Here is a 12,746-nt window from a genome sequence, read left to right as displayed (position 1 = left end):
TGGGTGATTGGTGGGGGACTGATTTTTCTTTTATTAGTGCTGTATGTTCCGTTCTTACGTCAATTATTTAGCTTCTCATTTTTACACCCAATCGACCTAGCAATTTGTTTAGGGGGTGGTGCGATCGCACTACTTTGGTTTGAACAGTTAAAGTTTCTCAATCGACCCAAACGAGTTATTCAATCCAATTCAAGAAAACCTATCCCAGAAAATCTTTGATTTACTATCCTTTGATTTTGATCCTGTTATTTGTTGGCCCAGCGCTGGCTTCAATTGCAATTCTACGAGGGCAATCGAAGCGTTGGCACTTGGTTTTATTGAGCTTATGTATCTTATACGGAACTGCCCCACTCCTACTAGCTTGGGGAGGAATAAGTTTGGCCGATCGCTTTGCTTGTAAGGCAGAAGTTATAGTTTATCATTGTCCTTCCCCTTCTTGGCTTGGAGGAATACTTTCAGGGATGGTCTTCGCTCACTGGCTGGAAATGATTACCATTCCATCGGCTATTTTGGGTTCTATAGGACTCATTATTTCTTTAGTTCTAAAAGTTAATCCATCGCCAACAAAAGCAAATATTTCAGGAACACCAACTCCTGCTTTTCACCGCAGTCGTCGCCACAAAGTAATTGCAGGATTGTGTGCAGCAGTTGCACAGCGCTGGCAATTACCAATTCAAGGAGTACGGATTGTCACAGTTGCTTTAGCAGTCATCATACCTGGACTTGTTTTGTTCCTATACCTTTTGTTTTGGTTGGCGTTACCACTTGAGCCACCAATGGAATCGCATTTAGTTAGTGATTGAAATACTGCAAAACTTTTATGAAGAAGAATTCAGAACTCAGGAGTCAGAAAACAGGTATTAATTCTGTACGATGCGGTGGTGAATATTAGTTTAAAACCTTGCCCTTTGTGGGCAAAATAAATTTTAAATTTTATTCATCATTAAAACTCTATTCCTTTATCGGCATAGTATTTTGACTACTTTTTATAGCTATATTTTAGCCAGATAAATTATGTTTTAAAAATGATTTAAATAGTGTGTGATTTGTATAAGTTCTACTAAAACTTTCCAAAGATAGAGGTTATGTTTAACGAAATTTGTAAGAATTGAATTTGTGGTGATAAAACTCAATTTAGTATTCAATAAAAACTTGATGAGGATAGAGCCAAATTCCAGAGATTAAACAATACGATAGGAAGCACCATGAGTATTACCATTGATAACTTCACTAAAAAACTTCATGACAATTTAGAAGCGGTTGAAGAACGGGCAAAATCACTCAGGGAAAGCATTCAATCTGTACCGAAAAAAACTCAAGCTGAGATTGAATCTCAACTTGATGAAGCGAAGACAAGGCTAGACGGTAAGAAAAAAGAATTCGATGAGTACCGGACAAAGCTCAAAGCTCAATTCGAGGAAAAAGAATCTGAGGTGAAGTCGAAGGTTGAGGAATGGAAAACCAGTCGCAAAGTCAAAAAACTCGAACATCGGGCAGATAGGGCTGAAAACCATGCAAATACCGTAGCTTTCTTAGCAATGGCGACAATGGAAGAAGCTGAAAAAGCAACTTTAGAAGCGATCGCTGCCAGACTAGATGCTGAAGCTGCTGCGGAAACTACCGAGAAGTAAGACATAAGTGAAGAAGGCAAGAGGAATCCTACCCTCTGCCTCCTGAAAGCAAGCTTATCGAAGAATTGACATAAAGAAGAGAAACAAAGTCATGACATATACACATACAGTTGTTGCTCGTTTCCCCTCCCATGCAGAAGCAGAAAGGATTGTATTGGAGATGGAAAAAGAAGGCTTCGATATGCAAAAGCTCTCGATCATTGGCAAAGACTACCAAACCACTGAACATGTGCGCGGATTTCTCACCTGGAAAGATACGGCCATTGCTGGAGCTACAGGAGGTGCTTATTGGGGTACTTTCGTCGGAGGTTTATTTGGCATTTTAGCAGGGGCTGAAGTGCTTTTTATTCCCGGAATAGCTCCTATTATCATTGCTGGCCCCATTGCTGGAGTGTTGGCGGGTTGGTTGGAAGCGAAAGCTTACCCCTTAACGATCAAAGCACGGCATGAATTACGTAAGCAGTTGCAAAGCGCTTAATTGATAACCGTTTCCGGTTTTCTTAGTGCCATTCGGTTCTGGATAACGCATATTTAATTTCTGAAGATATTTAAAGGAATCATCATGGTAAGTAAAATTGACATCAAAAAATCTGTGCCGCGTGAGCGATGGGGTGAATTTTTTGATCTGTTTTCAAGTGGTAATCGTGGACGGTATATTTCAATCGAAATCATCGATTCAGAACTCGATAATGCAGAACTGATTCAAAACGCACCTTTGATGGCAATGGTTTACGATCGCCCTGGAAAGGGAGATGATTTGGTGATTGAAGTGGGAAAACATGAAGTAACCTATGCTCACACGATCGATTCACCAACAGAAGTTTTAACAGGACAGGACTCAAATGGTGTGATGATAGCGGTTAGGATTAGTGACGCTGCCGGTACAAAAACGTTGATCCAGTTACAATCTAGTTGATATGATTAAATAATGCTGAGTTCAGCTTAAATAATACCCAACGTTTCATTAACCCACAGGAATCAATATGTCTCTTATTGAAAACAAAGTGGTAATCATCACCGGAGCCAGCAGTGGGTTAGGTGAGGCCACAGCGAAGCGACTTGCTGCTAGTGGAGCCAAACTGATGCTGGCCGCCCGCAGAGAAGATCGGCTGAAAGAACTGCTTACAGCGATCGCTAAATCAGGAGGAACTGCAACCTATCAAGTGATAGATGTGACAGATCGCTCCCAGGTGGAAGCCTTGGCGAAGAAAACTTTGAGTACTTATGGCCGGATCGATGTACTAATTAATAATGCCGGTTTGATGCCCCTTTCTCCCCTCGACCAAGTAAAGGTGAAGGAGTGGGATCGGATGATCGATGTCAACATCAAGGGCGTTCTCTATGGGATTGCTGCCGTCTTGCCGATTATGCGTCAGCAAAAGTCTGGTCATGTCATTAACCTATCGTCAGTGGCCGGACATAAGGTGTTTGCGGGGTCAGCAGTCTATTGTGCTACCAAGTACGCAGTGCGAGCGATCTCTGAAGGGTTGCGGCTAGAGTCAAATGGTGAAATCCGTTCAACTAATATTTCACCAGGAGCCGTTGCTACTGAGTTAACCAGCACTATTACCGATAAAGATACAGCAGCAGGAATTAATCAACTTTATGCGATCGCCATTGATGCAGATGCTATTGCCCGTGCGATCGTTTATGCCATTGAGCAGCCCGATGATGTTGATGTGAATGAAATCATCATCCGTCCGACACGTCAAGAACTTTAGATTTAGGCTGACAAAAGACGTAAGACACAATTAAACCAACCTTTGCTCTTACTTAGTTGACATGGGTAAAAAATCTAATGCCTACCTGTTGGGTGGTGGCATCGGCTGTTTGGCAGCCGCAGCCTTCATGATTCGGGAGGGCGGAATCCCTGGCGGGAATATTTTTATCCTAGAAGCAAAGCCCCTCTTGGGCGGAAGTATGGATGGAGGCGGAAATTTTTCTGGAGGTCTTCCCAAGGGCGGACCACTCATTACTTATACCTCTTTCTTTAGACCAAGCTCGGTTGTCTCTGGTTCGATAAATTTTATCAACATGAACTGATTCTGGGTAATAACCTGTAAAATTTTTAAATGCAACTAAAAAGTAATTTTAAGTCTCCTGACTCAGTAAAATTATCCAATTTTTAGCGATCGCTTGTTCTCGATCGTTAAACTCAGCAAGGCTGTCACCAACCCTGCTGGTCTTCAAAACCGTGCTTGATATTTTCACATCACACGGCTCCTCAATCATTTGATACAAGTCATGCATACCTACTACCAAAGATGGTAGTTTTCATATCATGGCAATGTCTGTGAAGTAGTTGTAGATTTTTGTAATCATTCCTTCCACCTTTCGATTTAGGAATATCGACTTGCCAGCCCCTTATATCCTTCACCTTTTGGTTGTAGCGGCAGCCTGATTTTGCTACTTTTTTGTAACGGTGATTCAAACGCATCTTTAAGCGATCGCTTTACTCATGGATACTATGCTTGATATATACCAACTTAGGCTATCAGTAGAGCTACCTTTCATTCCCGCTTTACGGATTGATGGCTAGTCGCGTTGCCTTTGGGAAAGTGCTTTCAATCCTGCACCTGGATGGTAGGTTTCGCACCTACATTGTCATTAAGTTGTCAGGGTTCATGACCATGCGGCTAATCCTTCATAACCCTTGCTGGACTTTATTTCTAGCCAACGAATCCCACCAAGCTCACAAAATCGCATTGCTCCCATGCCCAATCCCCAATGCCTAATGACTAATTGAGGAAATCAGGCTCCTCACGGACAATTCTGTCGTAAAGGGGCTGGAAACCAAACCACCCACTTGTACGCGATCCAACTTGAGTTTGTGTTAAACGGGCTGTTTCGTGTTTGATAATAGTGGGTCTACCCGCAGCTTCTGCCAGCAGTTGGGCTTGGCACGATCGCTCTAAACTAATGTACCAAAAGGCAGCTTCATCTACCGTCTGTCCCACAGTTAAAATACTATGGTTACGGAGAATTATCGCTTTCTTTGGCCCCAAAGCTTCTGCCAGTCGTTGACCTTCAGAAGTTTCTAAAACCACACCGGTGAAATCATCAAATAGGGCATGATCTTCGTAAAAAGCACAAGAATCTTGTGTCAAGGGGTCAAGGAGACGACCTAAACTAGACCAGGCTTTACCATAAAGGGAATGAGCATGAGCCGCCGCAATTACATCAGGTCGAGCTTCATGAATCTGAGAATGGATGGCGAAAGCGGCTCGATTTACTTCAGCATCGCCTTTAACCACCTCACCTTCTCTGTTAACTAAGATTAGGTCAGAAACTCGGATATGACCGAAATATGTTCCTAATGGATTGACCCAAAAATGGTCTGTAAATTCTGGATCGCGAGCCGTAATATGCCCTGCGATTCCTTCGCTGAAACCAAATTTACCAAACAGGCGAAAAGCAGCAGCTAGGCGTTGTTTGCGGTGCAGACGTTCGTCTTCAACTTGCTCGAATATAGGGGGTTGTGGTCTATCGTACCTGGGCATGTTCTTTTTCTTCTTCCTCTTTACAGGGAGCGTTAGAATATCCAGAGCGAAAGGATTTGACGCTATGAGATTCTGGGATGAACTGGTGACGCAAGATGCAGCCAGTATCATTACCCAGAATATGAATAGATACAGATGCGCTCTGGGATGTAGTTTTGACGGCGTGGATATCACCATCTGGGGGTAAGAGGCGGTAGATATCCCCTAGTTGAAGCCTACGCACTTCAGTTACTTGTAATTGTGCGTGTCCTTCAGCATCACCGCTATCTACACGGCGATAGACTGTTTCTTCTTGATTGCCTTTGTATAAACCAATCAATCCCCAGGCTAAATGGTCGTGGACGGGAGTCGTGGAACCTGGGGGAATCACCAAACTGAAGACTGAGAGGGAACGGTCTTTAGCGCGATAAAGTAACCACTGACCTATACCGCCACCCATCTTGCTTTCAGGATTAATTTGGGCAAACTTTTCAGGTAGCCATTCCTGTTGGGCAAGGAGTTCTTGGAAATATGGTTCTAATCTGGCGAGAGTTTGGGGGCGATCGTCATCTGCGATCGCGCTAATTTCTCGCACTGTTGCTACAAAGGATCGTAGTTCCTGGCTCTCAATAAACCATTGGTCTTCTGGCAATGGTTCTAAGATAGTGTGCGTCATCTATATTCCTCGGTTTGGGAGGCGACTAAGATTAACTAATTACGAATTACGAGTTATTTTAATGTCAGGGTGAATTTTGAAGCCAAGTTGCTCAAGTTTTAGATGAGATAAAGACTCCTTCAGAATGATAGTAAAGGGATATCGCTGGAATACAGTAGCTTTACCTTGTGACAATAGCAGCCTAGCACGGCTGATGCGGACTGGATACAACGGTTGTTGGTTGGCATCAAGAATTAATACTTTAGTCATGCAGTTTGGAAATAATCAAATTATTTACAACAGTTTTCAGGTATTTAAGCTAGGAATGGCGAGTAGTTAAATTGCTTGAAAAGATTCTGCGTACCTCTGCGTTTAAAAACACTAAAATTTTATGCAAAGCTGTATTAAGCAATAACAGCTGCTTGTCGCTCCCGCCGTTGCACTTCTGCCCGGACTAGAGGAATCACATCGCGACCGTAAGCGATCGCATCTTCTAATGGATCGAATCCCCGAATCAACAGAGTTGTTACCCCCGCATCATAATAATCCACAAGGGACTCTGCTACTTGCTCAGGTGTACCAACGAGGGCGGTAGTATTACCATAAGCACCAGTCGCGGCAGCAATTGGAGTCCACAAACGTTTATCGAAAATTTCACTTTCTTGAGCAAACTGTAATAACCGATTTGAACCTACTGCTTGCGGACGCGCTGAATTCAAGTAGGGAGTTAACGGCGGTTGATTTGCTGTTTTTGCCGCCCGAATTTCCTTAATACGCGATAGAATTGAGTGCGCCCGTTCCCAAGCTTTGGCTTCAGTATCACCCAAAATCGGCCGCAGAGATACACTGAAGCGTGGCGATCGCCCCGGTGGTGTTACAGCTTTTACTTCACGTATCCGCTCTTTAATTGCTGCAATGGGTTCTCCCCACATAGCGTACACATCACTATGCTTTGCACCCACAGGTACTGCTGCACCAGAAGCACCGCCAAAGTACACGGGTATATGGGGCTGTTGCAGAGGCTTCACATCTGAGTAAGCATCTTTCAACCGATAGAATTCGCCGTCATAGTCGAAGGGAATATCACTAACCCATACTCGGCGCACAATGTCAAGATATTCATCTGTACGGCGATAGCGAGTATCGCGATCGAGCCAATCACCATCGCGCTGCTGTTCAGCATCGCTACCACCTGTAATAATGTGTACGGCGATGCGACCATTAGTAAAATGATCCAAAGTTGCTGTCTTGCGTGCAAAGAGTGTCGGAGCCACGAAACCAGGGCGATGAGCGATTAAAAACTTTAACCGTTCTGTTGCTGCTGCCGCGAATGATGCCACAGTTAAGCCATCAGGGCCAGTTGAACCATAACCAACTAGTACGCGATCGAAGCCACCGTCTTCATGTGCTTTAGCAAACTTGCGAACATAAGCGGCATCTATGGAACCGCCAGTGATTGCAACTCTCGGCCCATCTAACTCAGATATTTGTCGCGTTCCAATCATTCCAATAAATTCAATCGGCATAGTGTATCTCCTTAATTACATTGGGAATTGGGAATTGGGAATTGGGAATTGGGAATTGGGAATTGGGAATTGGGAATTGGGAATTGGGAATTGGGAATTGGGAATTGGGAATTGGGAATTGGGAATTGGGAATTGGGCATTAATTTAGTTATTCTTTCTTCCCCTACTCCCTGCCCCCATCATTTAGCCGTGGGGCAGATGGTAGTAGCAACATCTACCCTTTTCGGTAGAATCTTTTGCTCTAGCATCCAGTCAGCAGTTTTCTGAATTTTGGCAACATCATCAGCATTAGGTGTTACGAGTAGCTGTGACCCTTGATTCTCAGTTACCTGCTTGGCTACGACTGGGGAAATTTTGATGTCCTTGACTAGAAATTCTGCTGATTTTGCTGTATTTGCATTCAACCAATTGTATTCTTCGCTTAAACCACTAAAAGCTGCTTTTACCGCCTCTGGAGATTTAGCCGCAGCCTCATTACGGACAAGCATTAGACTGTAGGTAGGGGCTGGATGGGTTGTAGTGATTCTCCTAGCACCATGCTCTAATTCAGCAACTGAAACATAAGGTTCCCAAACTGCCCAAGCGTCTACAGTTCCTTGGTAGAGGGCGGGTGCAGCATCAGTTGGAGCTAAGAATATACGCTGAACTTTTTCTTTAGGAATTTTCTCTTTTTCTAATACTTTTAATAATAGATACTCACCTGCACCAGCCTGATTGACTGCAACTTTTTTACCTACAAGGTCAGCAGGTTTGCGGATAGGAGAATCACCACGCACTACGATCGCATTGACCAATGATTCTGCTCTGGGACGCTGGACAGCGCCAATGCAAAGATCCTGACCGGCAACGATCGCTGACAATCCAGGGATGTCTCCGCACCCGCCGATATCGGCTTGATTAGCGCTAATTGCCTGAAGTAAGGTAGCACACCGATCAAAGGGGCCAGCCCATTCAACTTTGATATTTTCAGCTGCCAGCTTCTTTTCTAACTCTCCTCTTTGACGTGCAACCGGTACTACACCCCCTTTTTGGTATCCCAGACGAATCAAATTGGTTTTCTCTTGAGTCTGGTTACTGACAGTTTTAGCAGTGATATTAGTATTTTCATTACTTGGAGCGCAGCCAGAAATCGCTAAACCTAACCAGGAAGTAGCAACAAATAAGGCATTAAAGGGCTTGATTGAGTATTGTGGCAATAAAAATAATAAATTTTTGAACTCATTCAACAACTTTTTTATACTCCTTTGATTAAATAAAAGATAAGAATGAGAGTCTAAAAGTAAACTCCAGGACTCTCGTTCTTACCACTCACTAGGGATTTTCAAGGAATAAATCATCCAACCTTGTGAAGTAATCTCACAATAATTCGTTGGATATTTTTATTGGGAAGTCTTTTAACTGTGATATTTATTTCCTTAAATACGGTAAATCGATAGGCTAACCGTTGAATTAACTACAAGCAAAAATTATCACATCCAAATTAAAAAAGCAAGTCGATTCTTAGTATCTCCAGGTGAGAACAACGCGAAAAAGTAGAATTGTCCATCTCAACTACAGTTTATCGTTCGTTTAGAATGCCAAAAAGCAAGGAAAAGCTTTATTCGTACCAACTTATCAACTTCACTCAAAGACTAAAAACATGCTCAACTTAGAAATAGAAGATCGCAAACAATTAATAACTCTCCTCAAAGATTTACCAGAACTGGCTACAGAGCGATCGCGTCAGCAAATTTTGGAGCTAGCAGGTCTGAAACAGTTAATACCCATGATCGATCTTTCGGGTGCTTCATTTGTGGCAGTTAGTGAGATCGTTAGCTATCTATCTAATTACGGGCGTTTAACTTATGACGATGAGGCGTTGGGGCAGTTATTGAATACTTTGAAAAGCTTTATGGGAGTGCAGCAGCAAGAGTTTTTGGATATGCTGCTGACTAAGTATGACATGATGACTCCGATCGCAAGATTACCTACTATCAATGAGTGGCGGGGAGGGAAAACGACTTCAGATGTATTAGAGAAAATAATTGGTGAGAATACTCTACGCCCAATCTCATTTTTACAGCAGGGACTTCAGGTAGCGCGGTCAGTTGCCTATATTGGGGTAATAACTAGCCAAGAACGCTGGTCAGGAACCGGATTTCTTGTGGCTCAAGATTTATTATTGACTAACAATCATGTTCTGCCTAGCTCAAATCTACTGGCAGATACAATTTTTCGTTTTAACTACGAAGAGAATTTTCAGGGAGAAGCTCAACAAACCGATGAGTATCGCCCTAAACCCAATGGAGCTTTTCATACCAACCAAGCTCTTGATTACACTTTAGTTCAACTCGAAGGAGAACCTGGAAAAAAATGGGGTTGGTTGCCACTTACATCTAAAGCGATTAGTGTTGGTAGCCGAGTTAATATAATTCAGCACCCATCAGGACAACCTAAGCAGATTTCGCTCCAGAACAATTTTGTTCAATACGTAGGTGGTAATGTTGTGCAGTATACAACTTCTACCTTGCAAGGCTCCTCTGGTTCTCCAGTTTTTAATGATAGTTGGCAGATTATTGCTCTGCATCATGCTGGGGGTAATAGACTTGAACCAACAACTCAGCAGCGTTACTTTAGAAACGAGGGGATACAGGTAGAGAGCATCTTAGCCGATTTACCCTTAGAGCTTGTAAACTTGCTTAAGGCAGCAAGGAATACCTCGCTTTAGAGAAATCCTACAAGTATCTAAGGTTCTATGATGTATGAGTATCAAATCCCAATTGCTACAGTTGCTAGTCAAGATGCCAGCTACTCTACAGACTGGAGAGCGTAAGGCTCTCTTGATGGTTACGGGATTTGATCATTTGAATACTAGAATCAACTCCTTTGAGAAAAGTAATATTGTCTTTTTTACAGAATTGATTGAACTCGTATTCTCTGAAGGACAAGATCAATTATTGACATTTGTTAGGATGCTTGCGAATAGTGAATTTAGTGGTTTGGAGACTAGGCAAAAACTAAATGCTATTATTGCAGAGATTTCCACTTTAGAATTTCACCAACGGAATAGCGATTTTATTGAACGTAAGAGTACTCAAGCAGTTAGTATTGTTCCTACTCCCAGTCAACGTGAGGAAAGTTTGGAGGAAGAACAACATACAAAGTTGCTTGTTCCACCTATTCTGGGAACTCAGCCTTTTGAATTTACAGTTGTGATAGTAGATGCCCAAGGCAAAGAGATTAAACGTAGTCGAAGACAAAACTACTACTTAACTCAAGACCTTGGTAACGGGGTAAGTTTAGAAATGGTCTATATTCCAGGTGGAGAGTTTTGGATGGGTTCACCAGAATCTGAAGGTAGGCGATATTCCAATGAAAGACCTCAACATCAAGTAATAGTTAAACCATTTTTGATAAGCAAGTACGCGATTACACAAGCACAATGGAGAGAAGTTGCTACTTTACGAGAAGTTCGTCAAAACTTAAAACTTCGCCCGTCACGCAATGGAGGCAAAAGTCATCCTATTACCCAAGTTTCTTGGTTTGATGCTGTTGAGTTTTGCGATCGCTTATCTGAAAAAACAGGCAAACAGTATCGTCTTCCTAGCGAAGCAGAGTGGGAATATGCTTGTCGTTCTGGAACCACAACTCCTTTTCATTTCGGCGAAACTATTACTTCCGATCTAGCTAATTATGATGGTGGTTACTCTTATAGATCAGAAAGAAAGGGAATTTATCGTGAAATAACTACTCCTGTGGGTAGTTTGGAGGTTGCTAATTTTTTTGGACTATTTGATATGCACGGAAATGTTTGGGAGTGGTGCTTAGACCATTGGCATGAAAATTATAATCATGCACCAAATAGTGGAGATACTTGGTGGGACTGTAGTGATAATCAAACTCGTGTAATGCGTGGTGGCTCATGGCGCAACGAGCCTGACCTGTGCCGATCAAGTTACCGCTTCCAAAAAAATGTAAGTGAGATGTTCAACCATGTTGGTTTTAGAATTGTTTACTCTGTCTAGACTGAATGTATTGTAAATTTTTTACATTTTATTTATAACTTATGCTATTCCATCCTCTTCTAAATATGAATTGTCGATGGTGAGGTGTTGATGCTTTTTACGTGCTGCAAGAGTTTGGCGATATTCGTATGCTTGAGGCGCTCGTTCAAATACATCAATCCTTAAAACGCCAGTTTGTTTCTGAATTTCTTTAACAGCTTGCTCAATCTCATCCATTGAAACTTTGAAAAAATCTCTCTTTGGGTTAACTGTATTCACCTTTTTATCATCGAAACGTTGATGTAAGCGCTGCAATGTATCAAAAGCATCTTCCGAGAATATTTTGAAGTGGACATCAAATTGAAATGGAACTGCGGGGTTCATGTCCCTAATATATTCATCTTCTTTATTACGAATTGTTCTACATATTCGGTATACATCTCGTTCAAGAGAGCCTATATTAGAGATTATATAAATGTATCCTGACTTGAGTCTTTTAGATTCAGAAAGAGCATTTTCTTGATCACTTTTATCTTCAGCAATTTGTCGTTCTAGTTCCTGAATTTTCAAATATAGTTGTTGTCGCTTTTCGCCTTCAGTCAGTTCTATTTCTTGTCTAACTTTTTCAAGCTCTTGTTGATGAAGTATTTCTCTTTCTTCAGCTTCTTCAGCTTTCTGTCTGGCCTTGTCAATTGATTCACGTTCTTTGTTTTGCTTTTTATTTTCTAGCTCTCTCTCACGCTCTTGCTGTTTTTTATCTTCTAGCTCGTACTGTAAATCTAACTCAATTAGTTTCAATTGCAAATATTCTTCTGATATTTTAGAATTTAAGGTTTTTAAACATTTATTATATTTATTAAATGTATTATTTATTCTCTTTTTCAAAGAGTCAACATTGTTATATCTAACTTCTTTTACCGCATACTTACATCGTTCTTCAAACGCAAGCTCAACCAATTTGAGAATGTCGTTTATCATTTTGTCGCCTTTTCTTGTACTATCACCAACAGTCCATTTAGTATCACAAATATACGCTTGGTTATTTTTTACCATATTTTCCTGTTGTAACTTGATATTCTTCAGTCTATGTATGTAGTCTTCAGAACTGATAAACTCATACTTTGGCTCATAATAATCTATAGATTGAAGATAAGTTTTTGCATCAAGTTCAGAAAATTGCTGTTGAAGATTTATGATTTGGGTATTAAGAGATAGCTGTTGATTTTCTAGTAAATCAATATTTGATGCCAATTGCCGTTGATACTCTTCCTTGTCAGCTAATGTATCATACCTACGTAACTTCTCCCTCACCTGAGACTCTGCAATTAATGCTTGTACTAATGCAGCAATAAGTCCGGCTACTAATACCAATAATCCTAGAAGTGTTAATGACATGGAACCTAGTATTACACTTGTGTACCTTTTAACCTAGCTTAGAGTATTTTTTTAGACGTGTGACCAAATAATTAATC

Annotated in this window: 15 protein-coding genes and 2 pseudogenes; 9 read left to right on the top strand and 8 right to left on the bottom strand. The window is 41.5% G+C overall.

What is annotated here, in order from left to right:
- Positions 1-3 precede the first annotated feature (3 nt).
- The 7 genes and pseudogenes from CDG77_RS39005 to CDG77_RS38855 form a co-directional block, all read left to right on the top strand.
- Entirely contained in the window at positions 4-219 is a 216-nt protein-coding gene (locus CDG77_RS39005; protein ID WP_333783402.1) for a cation transporting ATPase C-terminal domain-containing protein, read from the top strand.
- Positions 216-803, top strand: a complete 588-nt coding sequence (locus CDG77_RS13735; RefSeq protein ID WP_094329920.1) for a PspC domain-containing protein — start codon at positions 216-218, stop codon at positions 801-803. Before CDG77_RS39005 ends, CDG77_RS13735 begins: the two co-directional genes overlap by 4 nt.
- A gap of 402 nt (positions 804-1,205) precedes the next feature.
- Positions 1,206-1,631, top strand: a complete 426-nt coding sequence (locus CDG77_RS13730; protein ID WP_094329919.1) for a hypothetical protein — start codon at positions 1,206-1,208, stop codon at positions 1,629-1,631.
- Between the two features lie 91 nt (positions 1,632-1,722).
- Positions 1,723-2,109, top strand: coding sequence for a general stress protein (locus CDG77_RS13725; protein ID WP_223269806.1), 387 nt, complete (start codon positions 1,723-1,725; stop codon positions 2,107-2,109).
- A gap of 114 nt (positions 2,110-2,223) precedes the next feature.
- The gene (locus CDG77_RS13720; RefSeq protein WP_262985155.1) at positions 2,224-2,547 is read left to right on the top strand and encodes a DUF5335 domain-containing protein; all 324 of its coding nucleotides are present in this window, start codon (positions 2,224-2,226) and stop codon (positions 2,545-2,547) included.
- A 67-nt stretch (positions 2,548-2,614) separates the two neighbouring features.
- Positions 2,615-3,352: an SDR family oxidoreductase gene (locus CDG77_RS13715; protein WP_094329917.1), complete on the top strand. Its 738-nt coding sequence runs from the start codon at positions 2,615-2,617 to the stop codon at positions 3,350-3,352.
- Positions 3,353-3,413: 61 nt separating this feature from the next.
- Positions 3,414-3,521 (top strand): annotated as a pseudogene (locus CDG77_RS38855) (oleate hydratase); the annotation flags it as partial.
- A 50-nt stretch (positions 3,522-3,571) separates the two neighbouring features.
- On the opposite strand, the pseudogene CDG77_RS39100 reads toward CDG77_RS38855, so the two are convergent.
- From CDG77_RS39100 to CDG77_RS13680, 7 genes and pseudogenes are all read right to left on the bottom strand, one after another.
- Positions 3,572-3,704: pseudogene (locus tag CDG77_RS39100) on the bottom strand (transposase); the annotation flags it as partial.
- Positions 3,705-3,873: 169 nt separating this feature from the next.
- Entirely contained in the window at positions 3,874-4,068 is a 195-nt protein-coding gene (locus CDG77_RS37570) for an HNH endonuclease (protein WP_223269805.1), read from the bottom strand.
- A 301-nt stretch (positions 4,069-4,369) separates the two neighbouring features.
- The gene (locus CDG77_RS13700; protein WP_094329915.1) at positions 4,370-5,131 is read right to left on the bottom strand and encodes a class II aldolase/adducin family protein; all 762 of its coding nucleotides are present in this window, start codon (positions 5,129-5,131) and stop codon (positions 4,370-4,372) included.
- Positions 5,115-5,786: a cysteine dioxygenase family protein gene (locus CDG77_RS13695; protein ID WP_094329914.1), complete on the bottom strand. Its 672-nt coding sequence runs from the start codon at positions 5,784-5,786 to the stop codon at positions 5,115-5,117. The genes CDG77_RS13700 and CDG77_RS13695 overlap by 17 nt, the downstream gene beginning before the upstream one ends.
- Positions 5,787-5,825: 39 nt before the next feature.
- Entirely contained in the window at positions 5,826-6,035 is a 210-nt protein-coding gene (locus tag CDG77_RS13690) for an RRXRR domain-containing protein (protein ID WP_094329913.1), read from the bottom strand.
- 134 nt (positions 6,036-6,169) lie between these two features.
- On the bottom strand, positions 6,170-7,291 hold the full coding sequence (locus CDG77_RS13685; protein WP_094329912.1) for an LLM class flavin-dependent oxidoreductase: 1,122 nt from the start codon (positions 7,289-7,291) through the stop codon (positions 6,170-6,172).
- 179 nt (positions 7,292-7,470) lie between these two features.
- Complete coding sequence (locus tag CDG77_RS13680) at positions 7,471-8,520, bottom strand: aliphatic sulfonate ABC transporter substrate-binding protein (protein ID WP_223269804.1); 1,050 nt, start codon at positions 8,518-8,520, stop codon at positions 7,471-7,473.
- Between the two features lie 410 nt (positions 8,521-8,930).
- On the opposite strand from CDG77_RS13680, the gene CDG77_RS13675 reads away from it, so the two are divergent.
- Positions 8,931-9,998, top strand: coding sequence for a trypsin-like peptidase domain-containing protein (locus CDG77_RS13675; protein ID WP_094329911.1), 1,068 nt, complete (start codon positions 8,931-8,933; stop codon positions 9,996-9,998).
- Between the two features lie 34 nt (positions 9,999-10,032).
- Positions 10,033-11,295: a formylglycine-generating enzyme family protein gene (locus CDG77_RS13670; protein WP_094329910.1), complete on the top strand. Its 1,263-nt coding sequence runs from the start codon at positions 10,033-10,035 to the stop codon at positions 11,293-11,295.
- A gap of 39 nt (positions 11,296-11,334) precedes the next feature.
- Here CDG77_RS13670 and CDG77_RS13665 read toward each other — a convergent pair whose 3' ends face one another.
- On the bottom strand, positions 11,335-12,669 hold the full coding sequence (locus CDG77_RS13665; protein ID WP_094329909.1) for a DUF4041 domain-containing protein: 1,335 nt from the start codon (positions 12,667-12,669) through the stop codon (positions 11,335-11,337).
- Positions 12,670-12,746: the final 77 nt, after the last annotated feature.

Source organism: Nostoc sp. 'Peltigera membranacea cyanobiont' 213 (genome assembly GCF_002245975.1).
In the GTDB taxonomy this organism is placed as follows: domain Bacteria; phylum Cyanobacteriota; class Cyanobacteriia; order Cyanobacteriales; family Nostocaceae; genus Nostoc.
Note: the sequence above shows the minus strand (reverse complement) of the source record. Positions and strands in the feature narration are given on the sequence as shown.